The sequence below is a fragment of the Pseudomonas sp. SWRI154 genome (genome assembly GCF_014268645.1).
Classification (GTDB): domain Bacteria; phylum Pseudomonadota; class Gammaproteobacteria; order Pseudomonadales; family Pseudomonadaceae; genus Aquipseudomonas; species Aquipseudomonas marvdashtae.
The window spans coordinates 86,340-112,061 of sequence record NZ_JABWQW010000010.1; the positions used below are offsets into that span (position 1 = coordinate 86,340).

The following is a 25,722-nucleotide window of genomic DNA, read 5'->3' on the forward strand; positions in this document are numbered from 1 at the left end:
TGACTTAGAAATCAAATTTCCGCAAGACCCCAGCCCGAGTATATTCCTGGGGCGCCACGCCATGTAAGCGGACATGGCGCAATTAAACAGCTGAATGCCTCAACTGCTCGGTGTATCCGTATCGCGCTTGCGCTTGTTGCCCATGCGCACGCCGATATCCATCAGAAACTGGAAGAAGCCTTCCTGGTCTTCCAACACATTGCTCCAGAACGGCGAGTGATACAGCGCTACCGCGCCGTGCACCAATGCCCAGGCAGCGCAGTAGTGGAAATAAGGCGGCACGTCTTCGAGCTTTCCTTCGCTGATCCGACCCTTGATCAGCAGGGTCAGGCGTTCGAAATTCGAGGCACGGATCTTGTGCAGTTCCTCGACCATTTCCGGCACCTGGTTGCCCTTGACCACTTTCTCTTCGAGACGGTCGAACAAGCGGTAACGTTGGGGGTCACGCATGCGGAACTCGAAGTAGGCACGGGACAGGGCCTCCTTGTCTTTGTCCACATCGGCCGAATGCAGCAGCTCGTTCAAATCGCGCTCGTAATCGAGCATCAAGCGCAGGTAAATCTCCGCTTTTGATTTGAAGTGTTTATAAATCGTGCCTTTGCCGATACCCACGGCATCCGCAATCATCTCGACGGTGACGCTGTCTTCGCCCTGGTCGAGGAACAACTTGAGCGCGGTGTCGAGAATTTCCTGCTCGCGGCGACGAAACTCACGGACCTTACGGGGTTCTTTATGCATAAGAAAAAGGTCTGAAGGGTCAAAATTCGAAGCCGGGTATTATGCCTAACTTACGCAAAAATGCACGGATCATCCGCTCTTGGCGGCAGTTCTTCTAAAAACCGTGCTAACCCGACTCCCCCATGTACGCCACCACCCGCACCGTACTGGCAGGCTTGGGTTGCAATGAGAACTTATCCGAAGCGAACGTATTCCAAATTTGTTTAAAAACCAAAGCGGCCAAACTGGACGCGTCGCCATAGTGATCAATACTTGAACTGTCGGCGCGACATCTCCCCCAAGTGACGCGCCGATAAAGGTACCAACGGACCGCGTGCCTTTGTTTTACTCCTAATGGTCTTAACCCGGATTCACCCCCCAGAACCCGGGTTTTTTTTGCCTGCGATTCAAGCCCGCACCGAACGGACATGGGCCAATGGAAACAGGCGCTTGAAATTCTCCGTGGTCTGCTGGGCGAAACGCTCGTAGGACTCGCCGCGCAACATCGCCAGGAACTCCGCCACCTCCCGTACGTATTGCGGAAGGTTCGGCTTGCCGCGATACGGTATCGGAGCCAGGTAAGGCGAGTCCGTTTCCACCAGCAAGCGATCGGCCGGCACCTTGCTTGCAACATCGCGCAGGGCATCTGCATTGCGGAACGTGACAATCCCGGACAGGGAAATGTAATAACCCATGTCCAGCGCGGCCTTGGCCATCTCCCAGTCCTCGGTGAAACAGTGCAGCACACCGGCCTGGGGCAATGCCGCCTCTTGCAGCAGGGCCAAGGTATCAGCCCGGGCACCGCGGGTATGAATGATCACTGGCTTGCCCGTCTGTTGCGCGGCCTCCAAGTGTAGACGGAACGAAGCCTGTTGAACGTCGGCGGCTTCCGGCTCGTAGTGATAGTCGAGGCCGGTCTCGCCAATGGCGACCACCCGGGGATGGTCCAGCTCACGCAGCAGCCAGTCCAGGGCCGGCGCAGCACCGGGCTGAACATCCAGCGGGTGGATACCAACCGAGCAATCGACGTCTTCGTAACGTTCAGCCAGGACTTTGACGTCGGCCGCATTGTCGGCGCTGACGCCAATGCACAGGAAGTGGCCGACACCCCGTTGGCGTGCGGCATCCAGCGCAGCGTCCAGGGAGCCGCCATGGGCGGCAAGATCGAGGCGATCGAGGTGGCAATGAGAGTCTACAAGCATAAGAGGCCAGGCTACATCGTATGGGTGGGACGGTCGGACTTGAGGGTTCCGGCCAGGTGGGTTTCGATCTGGTTGCGGGCGGAGTTGTCGCCTTCATTGAATTGCACGCCGACGCCAGCGGCCCGATTGCCCTGGGCGCCTTTGGGCGTCATCCAGATCACCTTGCCGGCAACCGGGATTTTCTCCGGTTCGTCCATCAGGCTCAACAGCATGAACACCTCATCGCCCAAGCGATAATTCTTGTTGGTGGGAATGAACAGGCCGCCGTTCTTGATGAAGGGCATGTAGGCGGCGTAAAGCACCGACTTGTCCTTGATGGTCAGGGACAAGATGCCATTGCGTGGCCCGGGACTGACAGGTTCGTTCATGCTGATCTCCGCTGCAATTGAGCTGAGTCTAGGCGCTCTCTGTCAGTTACGACCAGGCAAACTCGCCCATTGCACCAACAGTGCCTCCAGCAGCAACACGCGGTTGAGGTTGGCCTTGCTCAGCACCTTCTGACGTTGGGCAAGGATCCAGTCCTGAATGTTCAAGATTTTGTCCTGGCTGCTTTTTTGCGCCAGGTATTGGATCACCTTGCGCATGTCGGCTAGCCCCAGGCCTGCCTCGTCCTCGGTGAGCTGATAACGCAGGATCAGGCTCGACCAGTCGCAGAACCAATCAAACAACAGCAGCAAGGGAATGGCGTTCCACCCCTCGGCCAGTTGCGTCGGAGATTGTTGCTGCTTGAGCAGCTTCTTCACGCCGTCAACCACCAGCGCCCGCTGCTCCCGCACGCCCTGGGCCTGGAGGCTGACGGCGGCAAGCGGTGAACCGGCGGCCAGGGTCAGCAGTTCGACACGTTCTTCATCGGTGCTCCCGGGCAACGCCTGGCCCAGCCATTGCAGGCTGATCGCCTCGCTGGGCAACGGACAGGCCTGCTGCACGCAACGACTCTTGATGGTCGGTAGCAAACGGCTAGGCTGGTGGCTGACCAGCAACAGCACCGTATCGCCGGAAGGCTCTTCGAGGCTCTTGAGCAGCGCGTTCGCGGCGTTGATGTTCATCGACTCGACCGGCTCGATCAACACCACTTTGCGCCCGCCCATCTGCGCGGTCTGGACCACGAAACTGACCAGGTCGCGGACCTGGTCGACCTTGATCGCCTTGTCCGCCTCTTCCGGCTCCAACACATAGTTGTCAGGGTGACTGCCGGCCCTGAGCAGCATGCACGATTTGCATTCACCGCAGGCATCCAAGGCCGTCGGAGCCTGGCACAACAAGCTGGCCATCAAGCGCTCGGCAAGGGCTCGCTTGCCGATACCGACCGGGCCGTGCAACAGATAGGCATGGGCGTGTTGCGAGCGACCGGCCAACTGTTGCCAGAGGCCGTCCTGCCAGGGATAGGCTTCAGCCACGGGTACGCTCCAGCAAACGCGGCAGCAAGCTGTCCAATGACTGCTGGACTTGCGTCAACGGCTGAGCGGCGTCGATCAACAAGTAACGCGCAGGATCGGCCTTGGCGCGGCCCAGGAAAGCATTGCGCACGGCATTGAAGAACGCCTGTCCTTCAAGCTCGAAGCGATCCAGGCGACCGCGAGCACTGGCGCGGGCCAGGCCGATTTCAACCGGCAGGTCGAAAACAAGGGTCAGGTCGGGTCGCAGGTCGCCCTGGACGAAAGACTCCAGCGCAGCGATACGCTCAAGTGACAAGCCTCGGCCTCCGCCCTGGTAGGCGTAGGTCGAATCGGTAAACCGATCACACAGCACCACGGCACCACGGGCCAGCGCCGGGCGAATCACTTCCGCCAGGTGCTGCGCCCGGGCGGCGAACACCAACAGCAGTTCCGTATCGGCGTTCATGACTTCGTCGGCAGGTGCCAGCAGGACCTCGCGAATCCGCTCGGCCAACGGCGTACCGCCCGGCTCACGCGTCAACACGACCTCGACGCCCGATGCCCGCAGGCGTTCGGCCAAGTATTCGCGGTTGGTGCTCTTGCCGGCGCCTTCGGGGCCTTCCAGCGTTATAAACAAGCCAGTCACGGGCGATCCTTAATTCAGTGTCATTGCGGGCTCGGCGGCTCGCTGGCGTTCGGTTCAGGGGCAGGTTCCTGCGGCGGCACCTGAGGCACGGCTTCGGGCGCGGTATCAGGCGATGCAGCGGGAATCGGCGCTGAATCTTCCGACGCAGCTGGAGCCGGGCTGGAGCGGTAGTCGGCACGGCGCTTGAGCTGATATTCGCGCACCGCGTTATTGTGCGTTTCCAGGTCATCGGAAAAGACATGGCTGCCATCGCCGCGCGCGACGAAGTAAAGGCTGTTGCCGTCGGCCGGGTTCAATGCCGCATGAATCGCCTCACGCCCGACCATCGCAATGGGCGTTGGCGGCAAGCCTGGAACGAGGTACGTGTTGTAGGGATTCGGTTCTTTCAAATGGGCCCGGGTGAGCTTACCGGTGTAGCGCTCCCCCAAGCCGTAGATCACGGTGGGATCGGTCTGCAACAGCATGCCCAGGCGCAGGCGGCGCACGAATACCCCGGCAATCTGGTCGCGCTCCTGGGGCACGCCGGTTTCCTTTTCAATCAGGGAGGCCATGATCAGTGCTTGGTAGGGCTGAGTGTAAGGGATGTCGGCGGCGCGTTGCGCCCACTCCCTGGCAAGCACGTCTTCCAGCCGATCGTAGGCTTTTTTCAGCAGGTCGACGTCCGACGTTCCGCGCACGAATCGATAGGTATCCGGAAAGAACCGGCCCTCGGGAAATACCCCGGAATGGCCAAGACGCTCCATCACCTGGCTGTCGCTCAGGCCGGCAACGGTTTGCTCGAGCTTTTCAGCCTTGGCCAGCGCAGCGCGAACCTGACGGAAGTTCCAACCCTCTACCAGCGTCACGCTGTACTGCACCACTTCGCCGCGCTTCCAAACACCGATCAGGCCTTCCATGGTCATCCCCGGCGTCATCCGGTATTCACCGGAATGCAACGGCTGGCCGGCAAGATTGAAACGCCAGTAGACCCGCAACCAGAAAGCATCCTTTATCAGGCCATCAGCTTCGAGACGATTGAACGTGCCGGTCGGCGTGGTCCCGTTGGGCACGTCGAGCAGTTCTTCCTGGGCGATGTTCAACGGCTGCTGCAAAGCTGAATGAATTTTCCAGGCCGAAGCGCCCAACAACAGCCCCGCCAGAACCAGTCCGGTCTCTAGCAGCAACAAGAATTTACGTCTCACGAATCAAGCATCCAATAGCGCACGGGCAAGGGACTGCAGTTTACGGGTGAGCGGGCCAACCGACCAGCGCGTCGAACCGCATCCGCGTACCGGCCATACGCCGTACACGCTGTTGCAGACAAAGACTTCGTCGGCCTGGTGCAGCTGTTCGAGGCGGATATCGGTGATTTTCGTGGCGATGCCTTGCGACTCGGCTTGAAACAATAATTCCGCTCGCATCACACCGGCCACACCACAACGGCTAAGGTCCGCCGTGAACAATACGCCATCACGCACCAGGAACAGGTTGCTGAAGACGCCCTCGATCACCCGACCGGACGTGTCGAGCATCAAGCCGTCGGCATGCTCGGTGTCGCTCCATTCGGCCCGGGCCAGCACCTGCTCAAGGCGATTGAGATGCTTGAGGCCGGCGAGCAAAGGTTGTTCGGACAGGCGTGTTGCGCAGGGAAACAGATGAATGCCTTGCTCGGCATGGGCCAGCGGATAGGCGGCCGGTGGACTGCCTTGCAAAATGCGTCGAGCCTGGGCCAAGGGGCTGGCGGCATAGCCCCTCTCACTGTCGCCTCGGGTCACGATGAGTTTCATCACGCCTTCGCCAAGCTGTTGCGCATAGGCTTGCAGCTCGCCGTCCAGTAAGGTCCAGTCGAGATTGAATGCCAACCGTTGGCACCCCAGCGCGAGGCGTTGCAGATGACGCTCCAGCAAAACGAGCTTGCCTTCACGCACAGCGATGGTTTCGAACACACCATCGCCGTAAGCCAGGCCGCGATCTTTCAGCGACAGGACGTCAGCCGTCTGACCATCGACCCAGCTTTCCATCAACCGGCGAACCGGCGGAACACCAGCGAGCCGTTGGTTCCGCCGAAGCCGAAGGAGTTGGACAGCACCACATCGATGTCCATGCTACGGGCCGTATGCGGCACGAAGTCCAAGTCGCAACCCTCGTCTGGCTCATCGAGGTTGATGGTCGGCGGCGCCACCTGGCTATTGATCGCCAGCACGCTGAAGATCGCTTCCACTGCTCCTGCTGCACCCAGCAGGTGACCGGTCATCGACTTGGTAGAGCTGACAGCCAGCTTGTAGGCGTGGTCGCCGAACACCGTCTTGATCGCCTGGGCTTCGGCCAAGTCGCCGGCCGGGGTCGAAGTGCCGTGGGCGTTGATGTATTGCACCTGTTCGCCGTTGAGCTTCGCATCCCGCAGGGCGTTGGTGATGCAGCGGGCAGCACCGGCACCATCGGCCGGCGGCGACGTCATGTGATACGCATCGCCACTGGTGCCAAATCCGATCAGTTCGGCATAGATGGTCGCGCCGCGCGCCTTGGCGTGCTCCAGCTCCTCGAGAACCAGCGCACCGGCACCGTCCGACAACACGAAGCCATCGCGGCCCTTGTCCCATGGACGACTGGCGCGGGCCGGCTCATCGTTGCGGGTCGACAGCGCACGCGACGCGCCGAAACCGCCCATGCCCAAGCCGCAAGCGGCCATTTCGGCACCGCCGGCGATCATCACGTCGGCTTCGTCGTACATGATGTTACGCGCGGCCATGCCGATGCAGTGAGTACCCGTGGTACACGCTGTGGCAATGGCGTAGTTAGGCCCCTGTGCACCCAGGTGGATGGACAGGAAACCGGAAATCATGTTGATGATCGAGCCCGGCACGAAGAACGGAGAAATCCGTCGCGGCCCCGAATCGTGCAGCGTGCGGCTGGTTTCTTCGATATTGGTCAAGCCGCCAATACCCGAGCCCATGGCCACGCCGATGCGTTCACGGTTGGCGTCGGTGACTTCCAGGCCAGCGTTACGCACTGCCTGAAACCCGGCTGCCAGGCCGTATTGAATGAACAGATCGAGCTTGCGGGCTTCTTTGACCGACAGGTATTCCTCGACATTGAAGCCCTTTACCGAGCCGCCAAAACGGGTGGAATAGGCAGAAAGGTCGGTGTGTTCGATCAGACCAATGCCACTGCGGCCAGCCAGAATGCCTTGCCAGCTGCTCGGCACATCCGTGCCCAGTGGCGACAACATACCCATACCGGTGACTACGACGCGTCTACGCGACACAGCACTCTCCTTTTTCTAATGACGACTTTGCATCAGGCCTAAAGAAAAAACCGCACGCCGAAATGGCAGTGCGGTTTTTCCATGACAGCTAGCGACGACTAATAACGATTACGCCTGGTGGGCGGTAACGTAGTCGATAGCAGCTTGTACAGTAGTGATCTTTTCAGCTTCTTCGTCAGGAATCTCGGTCTCGAATTCCTCTTCCAGAGCCATCACCAGCTCAACGGTGTCAAGGGAGTCGGCACCCAGGTCTTCAACGAAGGAAGCGCTGTTGATCACTTCTTCTTCCTTAACGCCCAGTTGCTCGGCAACGATTTTCTTGACGCGCTCTTCGATGGTGCTCATACCTTGTTTTCACTCCTAATGGACAAATTCAGGCAGCTGGCCGGTGGGTAAGTGTATAGAAAGACTTTTCGGTTTTTCAACCGAAAGCTTCACTCCTCGAACCCTGGGGCCCGCCGCCTATAAATAGATTGCAGCTTTATAACGGATTTTAGACAGCTCGTATGACATTTTTTTGAAGCAATCCGTCACATTTAACTCATGTACATCCCGCCGTTTACCGGGATTGTAGCCCCAGTCACGTATGCCGCACCGTCCGAAGCAAGAAAAGCGACCACCGACGCGATTTCTTGAGCTTGCCCCAGACGACCCAGCGGAATCTGCGTCAACAAGGCTTCACGCTGCGCTTCCGGCAGTTCACGGGTCATGTCGGTGTCGATGAAACCCGGTGCAACCGAGTTTACCGTAATCGAGCGCGAACCCACTTCACGCGCCAGCGCACGGCTGAAACCTTCCAGACCGGCTTTCGCCGCAGCATAGTTTACTTGGCCTGCGTTGCCCATGGCACCCACAACCGAGCCGATACTGATAATTCGACCCCAGCGCGCCTTGGTCATGCCACGCAAAACGCCCTTGGACAGCCGGTACAGACTGTTCAGGTTGGTGTCGATCACGTCGAACCATTCGTCATCTTTCATGCGCATCATCAGGTTATCGCGGGTGATACCGGCATTATTGACCAGGATCGCCGGCGCACCGAACTGCTCCTGAATGCTTGCCAGCACCGCCGCGACGGATTCGTCGCTGGTGACGTTCAGCTCAAGGCCGGTGCCCTGGATGTCGTTTTCCTTCAGGGTCGCGGCGATACGCTCGGCGCCCGAAGCGGAAGTCGCGGTGCCGATGACGATGGCGCCTTGACGGCCCAGTTCCAGGGCAATGGCCTGGCCGATGCCACGGCTTGCACCGGTCACCAGTGCAACTTTACCTTGCAGACTCATGCAAGCTTCTCCTGTTCAGGCCTGCGCTGCACGGGCGGCAGCGAAGGCGTCTGGGGTGTTGAGGTTGGAAGTCGACACGCCTTCGGCGCAGCGTTTGTTCAAGCCTGCCAGCACTTTGCCAGGACCGCATTCGACCAGTTCGGTCGCGCCCTTGGCTGCCAGGGTCTGCACCGATTCGACCCAGCGAACCGGCTTGTAGAGTTGCTCCAGCAGATCACGCTTGAGGGTCTCGAGATCCGGCGCCACGCTGGCGCTGACATTCTGCACCACCGGAATCTGCGGGGCCTGCCAGTCGATGGCGGCGATGGATTCGGCAAAGCGCTCGGCGGCCGGACGCATCAGTTCGCAGTGCGATGGCACGCTGACCGGCAAGGGCATGGCGCGCTTGGCACCACGGGCCTTGCAGCCTTCGATGGCGCGCTCGACAGCGGCCTTGGCACCGGCGATGACAACCTGGCCCGGAGAGTTGAAGTTCACCGCGCTGACCACTTCGCCTTGCGCCGCTTCGGCACAGGCAGCGAGCACGTCAGCGTCTTCCAGCCCCAGGATCGCGGCCATACCGCCCTGCCCGGCCGGAACGGCTTCTTGCATCAACTGGCCGCGACGCTCCACCAATTTCACCGCGGCGCCCAGGCTCAGGCTGCCAGCGGCCACCAGGGCGCTGTATTCGCCCAAGCTGTGACCGGCGACAAATGCCGGGCGCGCGCCGCCCTCAGCCAACCACAGGCGCCACAAGGCGATCGAGGCGGTGAGGATGGCCGGCTGGGTTTTATCGGTTTGATTGAGTTGCTCTTCCGGCCCCTGCTGGGTCAGTGCCCACAAGTCGTAGCCGAGTGCATCGGACGCTTCTTTGAATGTTTCAAGGATCAGCGGGTATTGCGCGCCCAGCTCGGCCAACATACCGAGGGACTGCGAGCCCTGTCCTGGAAAGACGAATGCGAGGGAAGCAGACATGAAAACAAAGCCCCTAATGATCTTGTCGTCAAAAATTGACGCCCCTGGGGGCGCTAGGAAACTGACAGTTGGATGGCGGGTTGAACCGACCGGTCACATTTAAGCATTGTCGGACGAAAACGCCTAAGTTAACAAATCTTCGAGGCGTCCATGAAGACGTTCCGGCAGGTTCTCCTGGATCTCGATCACCGCCCGATTGATAGCACTTTGGAAACCCTGCACGCCCGCCGAACCGTGACTCTTGATCACGATCCCCTGCAACCCGAGAAAACTCGCACCGTTGTGCCGCGCCGGGGCCAGGTCCGCTTGCAGTCGCCGCATCAACGGCAGGGCAAGGGCGCCAACGACCCGCGAGGCCAGATTCTGTTTGAACAGGGTTTCAATGCGCTGGCCGATCATGGTTGCCAGGCCTTCACTGGACTTGAGCAGGATATTGCCGACAAAACCATCGCAAACCACAACATCGGCCTCGCCACGGTACAAGCCGTCGCCCTCGATGAAACCGATGTAGTTGATGCCGTTTGCGCCCTGCAACAACGTCGCCGCCAGCTTGACCTGCTGGTTGCCCTTGATGTCTTCGGTACCGATATTCAGAAGCGCCACGCGAGGTCGGGCGATGCCAAGGGTCTGCGCCGCAACCGAGCCCATCACGGCGAACTGCAACAGGTGCTCGGCGCTGCAATCGACGTTGGCGCCCAGGTCCAGCAACTGGCAGAAGCCGCGCTGGGTCGGGATCGCAGCCACCATCGCCGGGCGATCGATACCCGGCAGGGTCTTGAGTACGTAGCGCGACAGCGCCATCAGCGCACCGGTGTTACCCGCGCTGACACACGCTTGGACCTTACCGTCTCGCAACAACTCAAGAGCCACCCGCATCGAAGCGTCAGGCTTGCCACGCAGAGCCTGGGCCGGCTTTTCGTCCATCGTGATGACTTCGGACGCGGGCGCGATCGATAGGCGTGCGCGATCCGCAGCCGATTGGCCGTTGAGCATTTCTTCAAGGAGAGAGGGTTGACCGACGAGGGTCAGGTGTAGCGAGGGCATGGCGTTCAGGCAAGCAAGGCTGGCCTGGACAATGCTGCGGGGACCGAAGTCCCCGCCCATTGCGTCAATCGCGATGACTTGAGCGGACAAGTGATTACTCGTCGGCGCCCTTGTCGATCACTTTACGGCCACGGTATACGCCTTCTGGCGATACGTGGTGACGCAGGTGCACTTCACCAGTGGTTTTTTCTACAGACAGGGTGCTAGCCTCGAGAGCGTCGTGCGAACGGCGCATGTCACGGGCAGAGCGGGATTTTTTGTTCTGCTGAACAGCCATAATTGATTAACTCCTAAACGTTTGGGTCACGCTTTAACTGCGCCAATACACTGAACGGGTTGGACCGCGTTACCTCGTCCTCGCTCGGTTCGGGCTCATCTGCTCCCGCCGGCTGCTGGCATTCTTCCGGATGATGAGCAGGCACAATGGGCAAGGCGAGCAGAAGCTCCTCCTCGATCAGTGACTGCAGATCCAATGGATCTTCGCCCAGTTCCAGCACGTCATAACCTTTCGGCAACGACTGGGTATTCGCACCCTCCTTCACCACGGCGTAACTGCATTCGCTATGGATCGGCAGGGTGACCAGCTCAAGACAACGCTGGCAAACCATTTTGACTTCAGTGTCGATAAAGCTGTGGATGACCACAGATTTACGTTCATCTCGTTCAAAAACGAATTTGGCCTGGACCGTACCGACATTGTCGGAAAGCGGGTCGCAGAGTCTCTTCAAATCGGCCAGCAGCAGCTCACCTTGAAGGGTGGTGCCACGGTCAGCCAATTTGCGCGGGTCAACGTGAGGTGGAATCGGGTCATTCAACATAGGCGCAGCATTATAGGGATGCACCGGGCCATGTCAAAGGAAATTCAGCCCTGTCCGTCACTTGCGCGCCTCGCTAGAATTCGCTCCTGCCTCCTGGAGACGCCCATGCTGCCTTTATTACTTGCCTCAAGCTCGATCTACCGCCGGGAATTGCTCGCCCGCCTGGGGCTGCCATTCGTCTGCCGCTCACCGGACATCGACGAAAGCCGCCACCCCGATGAATCCGCGCTCGAACTGGTAAAACGCCTGGCCCGGGAAAAAGCCTTGGCGCTAGCCGGCAGCCATCCAGCGCACCTGATCATCGGATCAGACCAGGTCGCCGTACTCGGCGAGCGCATCCTGGGCAAGCCCCATACCTTCGAAAACGCCCGGGACCAACTACTGGCCGCCAGCGGCGCCCGCGTAACGTTCCTGACGGGCCTGGCGCTACTTAACAGCCAGACCGGCAACTGCCAGGTCGATTGTGTTCCGTTTACCGTGACGATGCGGACACTTGACCAGGCACGCGTCGAGCGCTACCTGCGAGCGGAGCAGCCATACGACTGCGCCGGCAGTTTCAAGGCCGAGGGGCTGGGCGTGAGCCTGTTCCAGAGCACCGAAGGACCGGATGCCACCAGCCTGATCGGCCTGCCATTGATTCGGCTTGTGGATATGTTGCTGGCCGAGGGTGTGCAGATCCCCTGAATTGCCACAGGGACCGCATCGCCCTTCAGGCGCGCAGCCGTCCAAACAAATCAGCGCAACGCCGGGCCTCGGAAGCCCATCCACATCGCCAGATGCTCGGCAATGCTTGCACCCAGTTTTTTCGAGAAGCGATCGAACGGCGACTCTTCGATAGTGAAATCCACCAGCTCTTTCTCGCCGATCACGTCCCGAGCCACGAAACTGGCACTGCCCAAGCCATCGATCAAGCCCAGCGGCAACGCCTGCTCCCCCGACCAGACCAGCCCGGAGAACAACTCTGGATGCTCCTTGTCCTTCAGGCGCTCGCCCCGGCCTTTCTTGACGCTGGCGATGAATTGCTTGTGAGTGGTATCCAGCACACCCTGCCAGAACGCGGTTTCTTCAGGCTTTTGCGGCTGGAACGGATCAAGGAAGGATTTATGCTCGCCAGAGGTATAGACCCGGCGCTCCACGCCAAGCTTCTCCATGGTTCCGACAAAACCATAACCGGCCGCCGTCACACCAATGGACCCCACCAGACTGGCCTTGTCGGCATAAATCTGGTCTGCCGCACTGGCAATGTAATAGGCCCCGGACGCACCGAGATCGGCGATGACCGCGTAAACCTTGATGTTCGGGTGCAAGCCACGCAGACGGACGATTTCGTCGTAAACATAACCCGACTGCACCGGACTGCCACCCGGGCTGTTGATGCGCAGCACCACACCCTTGACCTTCGGATCCTCGAACGCCGCCCGCAAACTGCCGACGATGTTGTCTGCGCTCGCCGGCTCCTTGTCGGCGATCATGCCTTCGATATCAATCAGCGCGGTATAGGCCGATCCGCTCACGGCGCCCTTTTCCAGGCTCATCAGCGGCGTGAACAGCATCAATGCGCCAAAAAGATAAATGAAGGTCAGCAACTTGAAGAAAATGCCCCAGCGGCGAGACCGACGCTGCTCCTGGACACTGGCCAGCAGAGTCTTTTCCAACAGCTTCCAGCTTTTATCATCACCAGTCTCGGCGCTTGCCTTGGCCGGTGCCTTCCATTCATCCGTCATGCATGCATCCCCGTCAAAACTTAATCGGCACGCCGGCTCAACCAGGCGTGCAACTCAGGAAAATGGTCAATCGCCAGGCACGGCTCAAAAGCCTTCAACGCCTCGATCGTCTGCGCGCCGTAACTGACAGCCACCGAACTCATGCCGGCGTTACGCGCCATTTGCAGGTCGAACGACGAATCCCCCACCATCAGCGCCTGCCCAGCCTGCACATCGCAATGAGCCAGGATTTGCTCAAGCATCAGCGGATGCGGCTTGCTGGCGGTTTCATCCGCAGCACGGGTGATGTCGAAATAATCGTCCCAACCGTGGGCTTTCAACACCCGATCCAGCCCACGCCTGGCCTTGCCGGTCGCGACGGCCATGCGATAGCCCTCGTCCCGCAGAAGCTGGAGCGTGTCCGCCACACCGTCGAACAGCGGCGATGGCTCGGCCTCCAAGGCAATGTAGTGATCGGCGTAATGCTGGCGAAAAACAACCAAACCATCGTCATCGATGTCCGGGTACAGGCTGCGGATCGCCTCTGGCAACCCGAGGCCGATGATGCCCTTCACCGCATAGTCGTCGCGCCGCGCGAAACCTGTACGGTCAGCCGCGATATGCATGGACTCCACGATCCGACCAATGGAGTTCGCCAGAGTGCCGTCCCAATCGAATATCAACAGCTTGTAGTCAGGATGCACTTAGCCGCTCCACGGTCTTGGCCCACATTTCGTCAACGGGAGCCTGCAACTTCAACTCGCCGCCATCAGGCAGCGGCACAGTCAGCATGTAGGCGTGCAGAAACAGGCGCTTGCCGCCCAGGTCGCGAATTTCCTTGGTGAAATCGTCATCGCCGTATTTGCTGTCACCGGCGATGCAATGCCCGGCATGCAGGGCGTGGACACGGATCTGGTGCGTGCGCCCGGTGACCGGCTTGGCCTCGACCATGGTGGCAAAGTCGCCGAAGCGTCGGAGCACCTTGAACACGGTCAGCGCCTCCTTGCCCTCCTCGTTGACTTCCACCATGCGCTCGCCCGAACGCAGGTTGCTCTTGAGCAACGGCGCACGGACTTGCTTTACGGAGGTATCCCAACGACCACGCACCAACGCCATGTAGCGCTTGTCGACGCCATCGCCGCGCAACTGCTCGTGAAGATGCCGCAGCATGCTGCGCTTCTTGGCGATCATCAGCAGACCGGAGGTGTCGCGATCCAGGCGATGGACCAGTTCCAGCTCCTTGGTATCCGGACGCAACTGACGAAAAGCCTCGATCACGCCGAAATTCAGGCCGCTGCCGCCGTGGACCGCGATGCCCGCAGGCTTGTTGACCACGATCAGCGCCTTGTCTTCAAAGACGATGGAAGCCTCCAGGCGTTGCAACAAGCCTTGGGCCAGAGGCACCGGCTCGTCGCGCTCGGGCACGCGAACCGGCGGCACGCGCACGATGTCGCCCGCCTGGAGCTTGTATTCAGGCTTGATCCGACCTTTGTTCACCCGCACTTCGCCTTTGCGCAAGATGCGATAGATCAAGGTCTTGGGCACGCCTTTGAGCCGGGCAAGGAGGAAATTATCGATTCGTTGGCCGGCATATTCCGGCGAGACCTCGAGCAGTTGAACGCCAGGGGTCGAAGGGGCAGTAGTTGTCATGGCGGCGATCATAACAATTTTTTATGGAATTGAAGCACTTAATCATTGCTGCTATAGTCGCGAACGCCGCCAAAAGTGGCTGGCCAGCGGACTAGCGGTCAAAAACCGGCCCTGACCAACGCAATTCACGAGGACGAGAGGCCGTCCTACGGGGCTTTTGCTACGTAACGGTAGAGTTTACGGGTGCAACGAGCGCAGGTGACATGAGGCCTGAAATACGCCGCAAAGCAGAGTTTCTACTCGCATTGCGCGCCACATTCACGGCCAGTTCACAAAGTGCAGTCAGCCGAAGACGACCCCGAGCGAGAGCTTCGGAAACAACGCCTAAATTAGCCATGATGCGTGACCTCCCCTTTCGGAGCTCACGGTAAATGCCAACCCGCTGCGGATTCTGCGCGCGGCAGCACCCGAATTATCAGGGATACGTGTAGGGTGGAGATGTACAACCGTCGGACTGTGTAGCACTAGGCTTATATTTAGACGCTTCATCTCGTCCACAGGCGCCGGTTGATTCCTCCTCCTGACTGAGTGCTTGAGTACCAGCAAGCAGGACGCGTCCGTCGCGACTTCGCCATCATTGGGCCGAACTCGCTGGACACTGGAATGGCCCCGCCATTGCCAGGACGCACCTGACACCGACCGTGAGAAGTCGTGTGTGCCGAACGCCGTTTCCGGCAGCCCGGAAACCGACGGTACTACATGAAAAGAATGCTGATTAACGCAACTCAACCCGAAGAGTTGCGTGTTGCACTGGTAGACGGCCAGCGCCTCTACGACCTGGATATCGAATCCGGTGCACGCGAGCAGAAGAAGGCCAACATCTATAAAGGCCGGATTACTCGCATCGAACCAAGCCTTGAGGCTGCCTTTGTCGATTTCGGCTCCGAGCGCCACGGCTTCCTGCCCCTCAAAGAAATCTCCCGCGAATACTTCAAGAAAGCCCCTGAAGGCCGCGTCAACATCAAGGACGTCCTGAGCGAAGGCCAGGAAGTCATCGTCCAGGTCGAAAAAGAAGAACGTGGCAACAAGGGCGCCGCCCTGACCACCTTCATCAGCCTCGCCGGCCGTTACCTGGTCCTGATGCCGAACAACCCGCGTGCCGGTGGTATCTCCCGCCGCATCGAAGGTGAAGAGCGCAACGAACTGCGCGAAGCCCTCAACGGCCTGGTCGCACCTGCCGACATGGGCCTGATCGTGCGCACTGCCGGCCTGGGCCGCAGCAGCGAAGAAATGCAGTGGGACCTCGATTACCTGCTGCAACTGTGGACCGCCATCAAAGAAGCCTCGCTGGATCGCTCCGCGCCGTTCCTGATCTACCAGGAAAGCAACGTGATCATCCGCGCCATCCGCGACTACCTGCGCCAGGACATCGGCGAAGTGCTGATCGACAGTGTCGAAGCCCAGGACGAAGCCCTGACTTTCATCCGCCAGGTGATGCCGCAGTACGCCAGCAAGATCAAGCTCTACGAAGACAGCGTTCCGCTGTTCAACCGTTTCCAGATCGAAAGCCAGATCGAGACCGCCTTCCAGCGCGTCGTCGAACTGCCGTCCGGCGGCTCCATCGTTATCGATCCGACCGAAGCCCTGGTGTCCATCGACATCAACTCGGCCCGCGCCACCAAAGGCAGCGACATCGAAGAAACCGCCCTGCAGACCAACCTTGAAGCCGCTGAAGAAATCGCCCGTCAGTTGCGCCTGCGCGACATTGGCGGCCTGATCGTCATCGACTTCATCGACATGACCCCGGCCAAGAACCAGCGCGCCGTGGAAGAGAAGGTCCGTGAGTGCCTGGAAGCCGACCGCGCCCGCGTACAGGTCGGTCGTATCTCGCGCTTCGGCCTGCTGGAAATGTCCCGTCAGCGCCTGCGTCCATCGCTGGGTGAAAGCAGCGGCATCGTTTGCCCTCGCTGCAACGGCACCGGCATCATCCGTGACGTTGAATCGTTGTCCCTGGCAATCCTGCGCCTGATCGAAGAAGAAGCCCTGAAAGACCGCACCGCCGAAGTTCGCGCCCAAGTGCCGATCCCAGTGGCCGCGTTCCTGCTCAACGAAAAACGCAACTCGATCACCAAGATCGAACTGCGCACCCGCGCCCGTATCGTCATCCTGCCGAACGATCACCTCGAGACACCGCACTTCGAAGTGCAGCGCCTGCGCGATGACAGCCCGGAAGCCCACACCAACCAGTCCAGCTACGAAATCGCTGCTGCCGCTGCCGAAGTGGAAGAAGTCCAGCCGGCCGCCGCCACTCGCACCCTGGTTCGCCAGGAAGCGGCGGTCAAGACTGCCCCAGCCCGCGCCAACGCTCCGGTCCCGAGCGAAGTCGCCGCCCCGGTTGCCGCACCCGCCGCCGCGCCAGAACCAAGCCTGTTCAAGGGCCTGGTGAAATCCCTGGTCAGCCTGTTCGCCACCAAGGAAGAGCCCGCGACCCCTGCCGTTGTTGCCAAGCCTGCCGCCACCGAGCGTCCGGCCCGCAACGAAGAACGTCGCAATGGTCGCCAGCAGACCCGCAACCGCAACGGCCGTCGCGACGAAGAGCGCAAGCCTCGCGAAGAACGTGCACCGCGTGAAGAGCGTGCGCCACGTGAGCCGCGTGAAGAACGCCAGCCACGCGAAGCCCGCGAGGAAGCGCCAGCGACTCCAACCGTAGCCCGTGAAGAGCGCGCACCGCGCCCACCACGTGAAGAGCGTCAGCCGCGCGCACCGCGTGAAGACCGCAAGCCGCGTGGCGAGCGTGAAGAGCGTGTCCGCGAACTGCGTGAGCCACTGGATGCCGCACCTGCCGCCGCCGCTGGCGCCGCACTGGCTGAAGAGCGCCCGGCCCGCCAAGAACGCGCACCGCGTCAGCCGCGTGAAGAGCGTCAACCACGCGCCGAGCAGGCGGCCGCCGCTGCCAGCGAAGAAGAAGTGCTGAACAGCGAAGAGCAGTTGCAGGAAGATGGCCAGGACAACGCCGAAGGCGATCGTCCACGCCGTCGCTCCCGTGGCCAGCGTCGTCGCAGCAACCGCCGCGAGCGTCAACGTGATGCCAATGGCAACGTGATCGAAGGTTCGGAAGAGTCCGAATCCGCCGAGAACGCCGAAGCGCCAAGCGGCGCGGATCTGGCCGCAGGCCTGGCCGTCACTGCGGCAGTGGCCAGCAGCGCGATCAGCGCCCCGGCCGAAGCCCAGGCACACGAGCAGGCTGAACGCGCCACCGCTGCGGTGGAAGACGCCCCGGTTGAAGCGCCAGTCGTCGAAGCGACCACGCCAGTGCAAACCACCGCTTCGCCAGAAGTGGAACTCGCACCGGCTCCCGACGCCGAGCCTGAAGCCCAAGCCGCCGAGCCAGCACCGATCGTCGAGCAGCCAGTGGCCGCAGCCGAACCTGCCGTCGAAGCTCCGGCGCAGGAAACCCCGGCCGAAGAAGTTGCACCCGAGCCTGTGCGTGAAGAGCAGACGACCTTCAACTGGAACGCAGAACCCGCAGCGCCAGCGCCAGTCGCCGAGCCTGAGCCAGTGAAAACCGTTGAAGCGCAAGTGATCGAGCCGGTGGTCGAAGCTGCCCCGGTGGAAGAGCCTGCGCCCGTGACCGAGGCTCCTGCGGTTGTCGAGGCTCCGGCCCCGGTTGAAGCACCTGCAGCTGTCAGCGCCTTGGCTCCGAATGGCCGCGCTCCGAACGATCCACGTGAAGTGCGCCGTCGCAAGCGTGAAGCCGAGCGTCTGCAGAAGGAAGCCGAACAGGCCGCCGCCGCTGCCGCTGCCCAGGCGCCTGCCGCCGAACCGGCACCAGCCGTGGAAGCCGTAGAAGCCCCTGCCCCGGTTGCTGAAACCGCAGCAGAGCCGGCGATCGACGAACCTCAGCAGTCCGCTGAAGAAGTTGCACCGCACCACCCTGAAGCCCTGGAAAAAGAGCACGAGCCTAAACCTCACGCCTGATTCCACCGCCCAGTAAAAAGCCCCGCCTGGTGATGCCAGGCGGGGCTTTTTTATGCCTTCAGATTACGCACGACGCCTGTCCATCACGGTGATTTATTTAAAGACCAGCGCTTCAGGTACGTCGATATCCCAAGTGACACCGGGATCATCCACCGAAACCTCGACCACTTGCGCCCCGGCGAACAACGCTTTGGCGCCGCCAACGCCGCTCAACGTCATCAGCTTCGGCCCTAACGCACGACCAAATCCCACCGGATGCCCATACTCCCCGGCAAGCACCGGCACGCTGATGCTTTCCTCGCGCATCCCCGCCATCACCCGTTCGAAGCTCGACGGCAAAATGAAAGGCATGTCGCCCAACGCGATCAGCCAGCCGTCAAGGTCCGGGCACGCCTGGACGCCGGCGGCAATGCTGTCGCCCAGGCCGGGCGAGTCCAGCGCCACGTAGTTGCACCCGTAGGCCTGGGCCATGCGAATGGCCTGCGGACGATCGTTGCGGGTCACCAGCACGCGCTTTTCCAGGGAGGACGGTAAATTGACCAGCACATGTTCGATCACTGAGCGCACCGCACCGTCACGCCCAGTGCAATCGGCCAGCAACTTATCCTTGTCGGCACCGGCAACCTCACGGAAACGGCGGCCCAATCCCGCCGCAAGAATGATCACGCCAATGGACCCAGTCATAACCTGCTCCTTTGTGGCTTACAGCGGTTTCTTTTGACGCAGTTCGACGCCATTTTTGATGGCAACGATTTCCGCCAGCAACGACAAGGCGATTTCCGCTGGTGTGTGGCTGCCGATGTGCAGGCCGATAGGGCCATGCAGCCGTTCGATAGCCTGTGCCGACAAGCCTAGCTGAGCCAGGTTGTCCCGGCGTTTCTGGCTGTTGACCCGCGACCCCAGGGCGCCCACATAAAAGGCCTTGGAATCGAGGGCGGTCAACAAGGCCATGTCGTCCAGGCGCGGATCATGGGTCAGCGCCACGATTGCCGTGCGCTCATCAGTCTGGATGCTCAGCACCGCTTCGTCGGGCATGCCGGTCACGAAGCGGCCGTGCTGCTCCTCCCAGCCGTAGACGAATTCCTTGCGCGGATCGCAGATCAGCACTTCGAAATCCAGCAGCCGGGCCATCTCCGCGACGTAACGGGACAGCTGCCCAGCGCCGATCAACAGCAGCCGCCAACGCGGGCCATAAATCGCCCGCAGTGTCTCGCCATCAAACACTAAAGCATCGCTTTTACTGGCCGGCACCAACGACACGCTACCGGTGGCGACGGTCAATTCCCGGGCGACAATCTCGTGGGCCTCGCAACGCTCCAGCAAGTCGCTCACCCACTGGGGGTCGCCCACTCGCTCTTCCGTCAAGCGCAAGGTGCCGCCGCACGGCAGGCCAAAGCGCGCCGCCTCCTCGCGGGTGACGCCATAGGTGATCAGCTGCACCGGCGGACCGTCCGCCGGAATCCGGCCGTCGTGCAGCCGGGCAATCAGGTCATCTTCGACGCAACCGCCCGACACCGAACCGATTACCACGCCATCCTCGCGCAAGGCCAGCATGGCGCCAGGGGGGCGTGGCGCGGTGCCCCAGGTCTGGACCACGGTGAACAACACCACGCGCTGCCCGGCGCGGCGCCACTCCAGCACACTGCGCAGGACATTCAGGTCAACGCTGTCCATCAGGCTTTGGCCTGTTGCCAGCCTTGCAGCTGATAACGCACGGGCAGATCGCGGATACGCTTGCCGGTGGCAGCAAAAATCGCGTTGCACAGTGCCGGTGCGATCGGCGGCACGCCTGGCTCACCCACGCCGCCCAAGGGAACTTCACCCGGCGGCGTGACCAGATGCACCGCCACTTCCTTGGGCGCCAGGGACATGCGCGCAACTTCGTACATGTGGAAGTTATCCTGCTGGACCTTGCCGTCCTTGAAGCTGATCTCGCCGACCATCGCGTTCCCCAGGCCCATGACGCAGGCGCCTTCGAACTGGGAGCGGATGCGCTCGGGATTGATCTGTGGCCCACAATCCACGGCAATGTCGGCCTTGCGCACAATCACCGTACCGTCATCCTTGACCTCGACTTCGATCGCCGCCGCGACGTAAGTGACAAAACTGTAATGCACCGCCAGGCCCAATCCCCTTCCCTTGGGCAATTCACGTCCCCAACCGGCGGCTTTCGCCGCAGTCTCCAGCACGGTACGGATCCGCGCCGTATCGATGGGATAACGCTCGGGCGATTCGCCGTAGTTCCAATCGTCGTTCAGGCTGTTCGGATTGATCTTGCGGTCCGGTCCCAGCAACTTGAGGTGATACTTCAGCGGATCCTGGCCGGCCTTGTGGGCCAATTCGTCGATGAAGCTCTGGATCGCAAAACCGTGGGGAATATTCGACACCGAGCGGTACCAGCCTACCCGCGTGTGGGCCGCCGCCTCGGGATTTTCCAGGCGCATATTGGGAACGGCATAAGCCATGTTGGTCACGCCCATGCCCACTTCGAACGGTGCTTCGTGGGTCATGCCCGGCGCGAACAGCGCGGTGATGGTCGGAGCCACGGTGCGATGCAGCCAACCGGAGGGCAATCCGTCCTTGTTCAGGCTGGCCTTCAGGTATTCGGCCGATACGGTGTGGAAATACGAGTGATGGATATCGTCCTCGCGGGTCCATTGCACCCGTACCGCCTGGCCGGGAAACGCCTTGGCGAGCACGGCGGCTTCGACGACAAAATCGGGTTTCGACTTGCGCCCGAAGCCGCCGCCCAACAGCGTGATGTTCACCGTGACGTTCTCGAAAGGGATGCCCAGGCGCTCGGCGACGCGCTCGCGGGTCACCTGCGGTGCCTGGCTCGGCGCCCAGGCTTCGCATTGGCCATCCTTGAACCGGGCGACGGCGACCATTGGCTCCATAGGGGACTGGGACAGGTGCGGCAGATAATACGAAGCCTCCAACGTCGAATCGGCCTTGGCCAATGCGCCATCGAGATCACCGGTGCTGCGCAAGACTTTTCCAGGCTTGCGAGCAGCCGCTTCCAGTTCCTTGCGGTAGGCGATGGAGTCGTAACCGGCGTTCGGGCCGTCGTCCCACTCTATTTTCAGCGCTTCGCGGCCCTTGATCGCTGCCCAGGTATTTTTTGCCACCACGGCCACGCCGCCCAGAGGCTGGAATTCGGAGGGCAATGGGCGCCCCTCGATCTGCACCACCTTGACCACGCCCGGTACTTTCAACGCCGCGCTGCTGTCGACGCTCTTGACCTTGCCGCCATAGACCGGCGGACGCGCGATGACGGCATAGAGCATGCCGTCGAAATGCACGTCGGCACCGAAGACTGCGCGACCGCTGACGATGTCCGCGCCGTCGATGGCACGGCTCGCCTCCTTGCCGATGTAACGAAACTCCGAAGGCTGCTTGAGGCGCAGGCTCTCGCGGGCCGGCACCGGCAAGGCACTGGCTGCGGCAGCCAAGGCGCCATAACCCAGTTCCCGCCCGGAAAGCTGGTGCACCACTTTATGCAGTTGCGCGCGGCATTCGCCTACCGGCACGTTCCATTGTGCAGCGGCGGCCAGTTCCAACATGGTCCGGGCGGCGGCACCGCAACGGCGCATCGGCTCGTACCAATGGCGCATGCTGCGCGAACCGTCGGTGTCCTGGTTGCCGAAGCGTGCCTCATCTGCCGGTGCCTGCTTGACCTTGACCAGCGCCCAGTCGGCTTCCAGTTCGTCGGCCACCACCATGCTCAGGCTGGTGCGCACACCCTGGCCCATCTCGGAACGGTTGCAGATCACCGTCACGCTGCCGTCGGCGGCAATGCTCACGTAAACCTTGGGGTCGTCGACCGCGCCGTTGGGCATGCCCTCGGCGCCAAATTTCTTTTCCTCGGCGAAGGCATCCGGCAGGCCCCACGTGGCCGCCAGCACCAGCACACCGGTGGCGCTCGCACCTTTCAGGAAGCCACGACGGCTGAGGTTGCTCAGGACAAAATCATCGGGCAAGCGGCTCATGCCTTGGCCCCCTTCAGGTGGGTGGAGGCTTGGCGAATCGCGGTCTTGATCCGGTTATAAGTGCCGCAGCGGCAGAGGTTGCCGACCATGGCTTCTTCGATCTGCTCGTCGCTGGGGTTGGGGTTGGTCTTGAGCAGGGCTGTCGCAGACATGATCTGCCCGCCCTGGCAAAAACCGCACTGCGCTACCGCGGTATCCAGCCAGGCTTTCTGCACCACCTGCCCGACCGGGTCGACGTGAAGCGCGTCGATAGTGCTGACGTTCTGCCCCTTCACCGAGCCGATCGGCGTGATGCAACTGCGTGCGGGTGCTCCGTCGATGTGAATGGTGCAGGCACCGCACAAGCCCATGCCGCAACCGAACTTGGTGCCGTTGTAACCGGCCACGTCACGGATCGCCCACAGCAGCGGCATGTCCTCGGTCACATCCAGTTGGTGATCTTTTCCATTGAGTTTCAGGGTAATCATGGGCACGCCCGCATCGTCATCGAGTTATGGGGTCGAGCCATCTGCCGTTTGGTTATCGGTTCGGTGTCGCAGACTGGCTCAGGCTAATCGGGCTCTCTTGTGCACACGCGAGCAAGCGTCTGCACCGGGCCTCAGGGATGCGTATGCTCGCATCGTCAGCCCATTAAATTAACCCAGGATCAAGCAAAACGCCCTGCACAATCCTGCACGAATGGTTTTGTGCAGCCTGTCCAGGGCGTTTTATCCGGCGCTTGCGAAGCGCGGTTCAGTACCGATTGGGTTCCATTTCCAGCTCGACCTGAAAACGTTCGGCGATGTCCTTCTGGATGCGCCGGGCCAATTCCAGCAGTTGCAGGCCGGTGGCATTGCCGTAGTTGACCAGCACCAGCGCCTGCAATTTATGCACCCCGGCGTCGCCCTCGCGAAAGCCCTTCCAGCCGGCGTGCTCGATCAGCCAGCCAGCGGCGATCTTCATCTGGCCGTCGGGCTGTGGATAAGCCACCAGGTCCGGGTACCGGGCCTTGAGTTGCGCCACGTGGGAGGCCGGCACCAACGGGTTCTTGAAGAAACTGCCGGCATTGCCCAGCACCGCTGGGTCTGGCAGTTTTTCGCTGCGGATACTGCAGATGGCCCGACTGACATCGCTGGGCGTCGGCTGGTTGATGCCTTGCTCGGTTAACCGTTGGCGTACCGGGCCGTATTCCAGATGCAGATGGGCGGCACGACTGAGGGCAAAACGCACCCGCAGGATCAGCCAGCGACCCGCCTGCTGCTTGAAAAGACTGTCGCGGTAGGCGAAATCGCATTCTTCAAGGGTGAAATCGCGCAGCTCGCCGGTGTCGCGATCCAGCGCGGTGAGGCTAGAAAAGACGTCCTTTATCTCCACCCCGTAGGCGCCGATATTCTGCATCGGTGCCGCACCCACCGTACCCGGAATCAGGCTGAGGTTTTCCAGCCCCGACCAACCTTGCGCCAGCGTGTATTGGACAAACGGGTGCCATGGCTCGCCCGCCTCGGCCTCGACCACCACGCGCTCGCCGTCATCACTGAGCAGGCGAACGCCTTGGCTGGCCATGCGCAACACCAGCGCGTCGACGTCGCCGGTCAACAAGAGGTTGCTGCCGCCGCCGATGACCAACAGGGGCACATTATGCCCGGCGGCGTAGGCCAAGGCCTCACGGACATCCTCGTCGTTGTGGGCCTGGGCGAACAATCGGGCGGCGACATCCACGCCAAAGCTGTTGAATGGCTTGAGGCTGACACCCGCCTGGATGTGCAAGGTCATAGCCGCCCCTTCAGTTCGACCACCAGGCGATCCGTGGCACGTTCAATCAAATCCAACACTTGCTCGAAACCTTGCTCACCGTCGTAGTAAGGGTCTGGTACGTCATCGAGTTCCGCCTCGTAACGACGCAGGAACAGGTCCAGCTCAGCCCTGGCATTGGTCGGTTGCAGGACTTTGAGATTGCGCAGGTTGCTGCTGTCCATCGCCAGGATCAGGTCATAGGCGGCGAAATCGGCACGGGACACTTGCCGGGCACGCTGGGCCGACAAATCATAACCGCGCCGCAGGGCCGCGGCCTGGCTGCGCTTGTCCGGCGCCTTGCCGACGTGCCAGTCACCGGTTCCGGCGGAGGCGACCTCCACCTGATCGTCCAACCCGGCTTCGCGCAACTTGTGGCGCAAGATGCCTTCGGCCGTGGGCGAGCGGCAGATATTGCCGAGACAGACAAACAGAACCCGCATCAGGCCTCCAGCAAGCGCCGAACGCGCTCGAGATCTTCAGCGGTATCGACACCGGTCGGCGGAGCGATCAGTGCATCGGCCACGTGGATTCGTACGCCGTGCCACAGGGCACGCAACTGTTCCAGCGCTTCGGTGTTTTCCAGCCAGCACGGTCCCCAGGCCACGAAGTCGTGGAGGAAGCCGGCGCGGTAGGCGTAGATGCCGATATGGCGGCGGTACGGCACGCCTTCGGGCATCACGTCGCGGCTTTGCGCGAAAGCATCCCGCGCCCAGGGCAATGTCGCGCGGCTGAAGGTCAAGGCCAGGCCATTGAGGTCGCTGATCACCTTGACCACGTTGGGATTGAACAACGCTTGCACGTCGTCGATCGGCTCAGCCAGGGTCGCCATGCGCGCTTCGGGATGGGCCGCCAGGTTAGCCGCGACCTGATCGATCACGCTGGGCGGGATCAACGGCTCGTCGCCTTGTACGTTGACCACGATGGCGTCGGGCTCAAGGCCCAGTTTCGTGGCGACTTCCGCCAGGCGATCGGTGCCGGAATTATGATCTTCGCGGGTCAGCACCACTTCGGCGCCAAACGCCTCGCACGCTTCGACGATGCGCGCATCGTCGGTCGCGACCACCACGCGCTGGGCGCTGCTTTTGCTGGCCTGTTCCCAGACGTGCTGGATCATCGGCTTGCCGGCGATCAACAGCAACGGCTTGCCCGGCAGGCGCGTCGAGGCGAAGCGCGACGGAATGACGACGGTGAAGGCTGTGGTCATTTATCCAGGCGCTCGTCAGTGGTCAGGGTGCGGGCCTCGGTCTCGAGCATCACCGGGATGCCGTCCCGAATCGGATAGGCCAGGCCGGCACCCTTGCTGATCAGCTCAGTCTTGTCGGCGCTGAGCTTGAGCGGGCCTTTGCAAACTGGGCAGGCCAGAATATCGAGCAACTTGGTGTCCATGGTTTTCCCCTGGTAAAGATTT

Annotated in this window: 27 protein-coding genes; 2 read left to right on the plus strand and 25 right to left on the minus strand. The window is 61.3% G+C overall.

From position 1 onward, the window contains the following. Positions 1 to 99 precede the first annotated feature (99 nt). From HU806_RS11615 to HU806_RS11680, 14 genes are all read right to left on the minus strand, one after another. Positions 100 to 738 (minus strand): TetR/AcrR family transcriptional regulator, encoded by a 639-nt coding sequence (locus HU806_RS11615; RefSeq protein ID WP_186611511.1) that lies wholly within the window; start codon positions 736 to 738, stop codon positions 100 to 102. Between the two features lie 386 nt (positions 739 to 1,124). Beyond that, positions 1,125 to 1,919 carry a TatD family hydrolase gene (locus tag HU806_RS11620; protein WP_186611512.1) on the minus strand — a complete coding sequence of 265 codons (795 nt, stop codon included), beginning with the start codon at positions 1,917 to 1,919 and terminating at the stop codon, positions 1,125 to 1,127. A gap of 11 nt (positions 1,920 to 1,930) precedes the next feature. Continuing rightward, positions 1,931 to 2,287, minus strand: coding sequence for a PilZ domain-containing protein (locus tag HU806_RS11625; RefSeq protein ID WP_186611513.1), 357 nt, complete (start codon positions 2,285 to 2,287; stop codon positions 1,931 to 1,933). 42 nt (positions 2,288 to 2,329) lie between these two features. Beyond that, positions 2,330 to 3,316 carry a DNA polymerase III subunit delta' gene (locus HU806_RS11630; protein WP_186611514.1) on the minus strand — a complete coding sequence of 329 codons (987 nt, stop codon included), beginning with the start codon at positions 3,314 to 3,316 and terminating at the stop codon, positions 2,330 to 2,332. Then, a complete protein-coding gene (tmk, locus tag HU806_RS11635; protein WP_186611515.1) occupies positions 3,309 to 3,941 on the minus strand; it encodes a dTMP kinase in 633 nt (210 codons plus the stop codon). The genes HU806_RS11630 and tmk overlap by 8 nt, the downstream gene beginning before the upstream one ends. Before the next feature lie 20 nt (positions 3,942 to 3,961). Next, positions 3,962 to 5,122 (minus strand): endolytic transglycosylase MltG, encoded by a 1,161-nt coding sequence (gene mltG / locus HU806_RS11640; RefSeq protein WP_186611516.1) that lies wholly within the window; start codon positions 5,120 to 5,122, stop codon positions 3,962 to 3,964. Positions 5,123 to 5,125: 3 nt separating this feature from the next. Next, positions 5,126 to 5,941: an aminodeoxychorismate lyase gene (gene pabC, locus HU806_RS11645; RefSeq protein WP_186611517.1), complete on the minus strand. Its 816-nt coding sequence runs from the start codon at positions 5,939 to 5,941 to the stop codon at positions 5,126 to 5,128. Beyond that, a complete protein-coding gene (gene fabF, locus HU806_RS11650; RefSeq protein WP_186611518.1) occupies positions 5,941 to 7,185 on the minus strand; it encodes a beta-ketoacyl-ACP synthase II in 1,245 nt (414 codons plus the stop codon). Before fabF ends, pabC begins: the two co-directional genes overlap by 1 nt. A gap of 108 nt (positions 7,186 to 7,293) precedes the next feature. After that, on the minus strand, positions 7,294 to 7,530 hold the full coding sequence (gene acpP, locus HU806_RS11655; protein WP_138814235.1) for an acyl carrier protein: 237 nt from the start codon (positions 7,528 to 7,530) through the stop codon (positions 7,294 to 7,296). A 191-nt stretch (positions 7,531 to 7,721) separates the two neighbouring features. Beyond that, positions 7,722 to 8,465 (minus strand): 3-oxoacyl-ACP reductase FabG, encoded by a 744-nt coding sequence (gene fabG / locus HU806_RS11660; RefSeq protein ID WP_092168510.1) that lies wholly within the window; start codon positions 8,463 to 8,465, stop codon positions 7,722 to 7,724. Between the two features lie 15 nt (positions 8,466 to 8,480). Further along, positions 8,481 to 9,419 carry an ACP S-malonyltransferase gene (gene fabD / locus HU806_RS11665; RefSeq protein WP_186611519.1) on the minus strand — a complete coding sequence of 313 codons (939 nt, stop codon included), beginning with the start codon at positions 9,417 to 9,419 and terminating at the stop codon, positions 8,481 to 8,483. Between the two features lie 123 nt (positions 9,420 to 9,542). Then, positions 9,543 to 10,553 (minus strand): phosphate acyltransferase PlsX, encoded by a 1,011-nt coding sequence (plsX, locus tag HU806_RS11670; RefSeq protein ID WP_186611520.1) that lies wholly within the window; start codon positions 10,551 to 10,553, stop codon positions 9,543 to 9,545. Between the two features lie 4 nt (positions 10,554 to 10,557). Beyond that, complete coding sequence (gene rpmF, locus HU806_RS11675; protein ID WP_003179396.1) at positions 10,558 to 10,740, minus strand: 50S ribosomal protein L32; 183 nt, start codon at positions 10,738 to 10,740, stop codon at positions 10,558 to 10,560. Between the two features lie 13 nt (positions 10,741 to 10,753). After that, a complete protein-coding gene (locus tag HU806_RS11680) occupies positions 10,754 to 11,281 on the minus strand; it encodes a YceD family protein (protein ID WP_014339505.1) in 528 nt (175 codons plus the stop codon). A gap of 105 nt (positions 11,282 to 11,386) precedes the next feature. Between HU806_RS11680 and HU806_RS11685 the strand changes: the two genes are divergently transcribed. Then, positions 11,387 to 11,965 (plus strand): Maf family protein, encoded by a 579-nt coding sequence (locus HU806_RS11685; protein WP_186611521.1) that lies wholly within the window; start codon positions 11,387 to 11,389, stop codon positions 11,963 to 11,965. Positions 11,966 to 12,015: 50 nt separating this feature from the next. On the opposite strand, the gene HU806_RS11690 is transcribed toward HU806_RS11685, so the two are convergent. The 3 genes from HU806_RS11690 to rluC are packed head-to-tail and all read right to left on the minus strand — an operon-like array spanning position 12,016 to position 14,634. Beyond that, complete coding sequence (locus tag HU806_RS11690) at positions 12,016 to 13,005, minus strand: S49 family peptidase (RefSeq protein ID WP_186611522.1); 990 nt, start codon at positions 13,003 to 13,005, stop codon at positions 12,016 to 12,018. A gap of 20 nt (positions 13,006 to 13,025) precedes the next feature. After that, the gene (locus tag HU806_RS11695; protein WP_186611523.1) at positions 13,026 to 13,688 is read right to left on the minus strand and encodes an HAD-IIIA family hydrolase; all 663 of its coding nucleotides are present in this window, start codon (positions 13,686 to 13,688) and stop codon (positions 13,026 to 13,028) included. After that, on the minus strand, positions 13,678 to 14,634 hold the full coding sequence (gene rluC / locus HU806_RS11700) for a 23S rRNA pseudouridine(955/2504/2580) synthase RluC (RefSeq protein WP_186611524.1): 957 nt from the start codon (positions 14,632 to 14,634) through the stop codon (positions 13,678 to 13,680). The genes HU806_RS11695 and rluC overlap by 11 nt, the downstream gene beginning before the upstream one ends. 699 nt (positions 14,635 to 15,333) lie before the next feature. On the opposite strand from rluC, the gene rne reads away from it, so the two are divergent. After that, the gene (gene rne / locus HU806_RS11705; RefSeq protein ID WP_186611525.1) at positions 15,334 to 18,552 is read left to right on the plus strand and encodes a ribonuclease E; all 3,219 of its coding nucleotides are present in this window, start codon (positions 15,334 to 15,336) and stop codon (positions 18,550 to 18,552) included. Between the two features lie 93 nt (positions 18,553 to 18,645). On the opposite strand, the gene HU806_RS11710 is transcribed toward rne, so the two are convergent. From HU806_RS11710 to HU806_RS11745, 8 genes are all read right to left on the minus strand, one after another. Then, complete coding sequence (locus HU806_RS11710; RefSeq protein WP_186611526.1) at positions 18,646 to 19,236, minus strand: nucleotidyltransferase family protein; 591 nt, start codon at positions 19,234 to 19,236, stop codon at positions 18,646 to 18,648. Between the two features lie 18 nt (positions 19,237 to 19,254). Continuing rightward, a complete protein-coding gene (locus HU806_RS11715) occupies positions 19,255 to 20,226 on the minus strand; it encodes an XdhC family protein (protein ID WP_186611527.1) in 972 nt (323 codons plus the stop codon). Then, positions 20,226 to 22,541 carry a xanthine dehydrogenase family protein molybdopterin-binding subunit gene (locus HU806_RS11720; protein WP_186611528.1) on the minus strand — a complete coding sequence of 772 codons (2,316 nt, stop codon included), beginning with the start codon at positions 22,539 to 22,541 and terminating at the stop codon, positions 20,226 to 20,228. Before HU806_RS11720 ends, HU806_RS11715 begins: the two co-directional genes overlap by 1 nt. Beyond that, positions 22,538 to 23,008, minus strand: a complete 471-nt coding sequence (locus tag HU806_RS11725) for a (2Fe-2S)-binding protein (protein ID WP_186611529.1) — start codon at positions 23,006 to 23,008, stop codon at positions 22,538 to 22,540. The genes HU806_RS11720 and HU806_RS11725 overlap by 4 nt, the downstream gene beginning before the upstream one ends. A 265-nt stretch (positions 23,009 to 23,273) precedes the next feature. Then, positions 23,274 to 24,293 carry a UDP-N-acetylmuramate dehydrogenase gene (gene murB / locus HU806_RS11730; protein ID WP_186611530.1) on the minus strand — a complete coding sequence of 340 codons (1,020 nt, stop codon included), beginning with the start codon at positions 24,291 to 24,293 and terminating at the stop codon, positions 23,274 to 23,276. Continuing rightward, positions 24,290 to 24,754: a low molecular weight protein-tyrosine-phosphatase gene (locus HU806_RS11735; RefSeq protein ID WP_186611531.1), complete on the minus strand. Its 465-nt coding sequence runs from the start codon at positions 24,752 to 24,754 to the stop codon at positions 24,290 to 24,292. The genes murB and HU806_RS11735 overlap by 4 nt, the downstream gene beginning before the upstream one ends. Further along, positions 24,754 to 25,518: a 3-deoxy-manno-octulosonate cytidylyltransferase gene (gene kdsB / locus HU806_RS11740; RefSeq protein ID WP_186611532.1), complete on the minus strand. Its 765-nt coding sequence runs from the start codon at positions 25,516 to 25,518 to the stop codon at positions 24,754 to 24,756. Before kdsB ends, HU806_RS11735 begins: the two co-directional genes overlap by 1 nt. Further along, positions 25,515 to 25,700 carry a Trm112 family protein gene (locus tag HU806_RS11745; RefSeq protein ID WP_007945752.1) on the minus strand — a complete coding sequence of 62 codons (186 nt, stop codon included), beginning with the start codon at positions 25,698 to 25,700 and terminating at the stop codon, positions 25,515 to 25,517. Before HU806_RS11745 ends, kdsB begins: the two co-directional genes overlap by 4 nt. Between the last annotated feature and the right edge of the window lie 22 nt (positions 25,701 to 25,722).

Coding starts and splice junctions, on each gene's coding strand:
- HU806_RS11745 (WP_007945752.1), bottom strand. CDS start 25,700: ATGGACACCAAGTTGCTCGATATTCTGGCCTGCCCAGTTTGCAAAGGC.
- HU806_RS11680 (WP_014339505.1), bottom strand. CDS start 11,281: ATGTTGAATGACCCGATTCCACCTCACGTTGACCCGCGCAAATTGGCT.
- kdsB (WP_186611532.1), bottom strand. CDS start 25,518: ATGACCACAGCCTTCACCGTCGTCATTCCGTCGCGCTTCGCCTCGACG.
- HU806_RS11720 (WP_186611528.1), bottom strand. CDS start 22,541: ATGAGCCGCTTGCCCGATGATTTTGTCCTGAGCAACCTCAGCCGTCGT.
- rne (WP_186611525.1), top strand. CDS start 15,334: ATGAAAAGAATGCTGATTAACGCAACTCAACCCGAAGAGTTGCGTGTT.
- murB (WP_186611530.1), bottom strand. CDS start 24,293: ATGACCTTGCACATCCAGGCGGGTGTCAGCCTCAAGCCATTCAACAGC.
- rluC (WP_186611524.1), bottom strand. CDS start 14,634: ATGACAACTACTGCCCCTTCGACCCCTGGCGTTCAACTGCTCGAGGTC.
- pabC (WP_186611517.1), bottom strand. CDS start 5,941: ATGGAAAGCTGGGTCGATGGTCAGACGGCTGACGTCCTGTCGCTGAAA.
- HU806_RS11620 (WP_186611512.1), bottom strand. CDS start 1,919: ATGCTTGTAGACTCTCATTGCCACCTCGATCGCCTCGATCTTGCCGCC.
- HU806_RS11715 (WP_186611527.1), bottom strand. CDS start 20,226: ATGGACAGCGTTGACCTGAATGTCCTGCGCAGTGTGCTGGAGTGGCGC.
- HU806_RS11685 (WP_186611521.1), top strand. CDS start 11,387: ATGCTGCCTTTATTACTTGCCTCAAGCTCGATCTACCGCCGGGAATTG.
- HU806_RS11710 (WP_186611526.1), bottom strand. CDS start 19,236: ATGACTGGGTCCATTGGCGTGATCATTCTTGCGGCGGGATTGGGCCGC.
- fabG (WP_092168510.1), bottom strand. CDS start 8,465: ATGAGTCTGCAAGGTAAAGTTGCACTGGTGACCGGTGCAAGCCGTGGC.
- HU806_RS11725 (WP_186611529.1), bottom strand. CDS start 23,008: ATGATTACCCTGAAACTCAATGGAAAAGATCACCAACTGGATGTGACC.
- fabD (WP_186611519.1), bottom strand. CDS start 9,419: ATGTCTGCTTCCCTCGCATTCGTCTTTCCAGGACAGGGCTCGCAGTCC.
- HU806_RS11615 (WP_186611511.1), bottom strand. CDS start 738: ATGCATAAAGAACCCCGTAAGGTCCGTGAGTTTCGTCGCCGCGAGCAG.
- HU806_RS11735 (WP_186611531.1), bottom strand. CDS start 24,754: ATGCGGGTTCTGTTTGTCTGTCTCGGCAATATCTGCCGCTCGCCCACG.
- acpP (WP_138814235.1), bottom strand. CDS start 7,530: ATGAGCACCATCGAAGAGCGCGTCAAGAAAATCGTTGCCGAGCAACTG.
- rpmF (WP_003179396.1), bottom strand. CDS start 10,740: ATGGCTGTTCAGCAGAACAAAAAATCCCGCTCTGCCCGTGACATGCGC.
- HU806_RS11690 (WP_186611522.1), bottom strand. CDS start 13,005: ATGACGGATGAATGGAAGGCACCGGCCAAGGCAAGCGCCGAGACTGGT.
- HU806_RS11625 (WP_186611513.1), bottom strand. CDS start 2,287: ATGAACGAACCTGTCAGTCCCGGGCCACGCAATGGCATCTTGTCCCTG.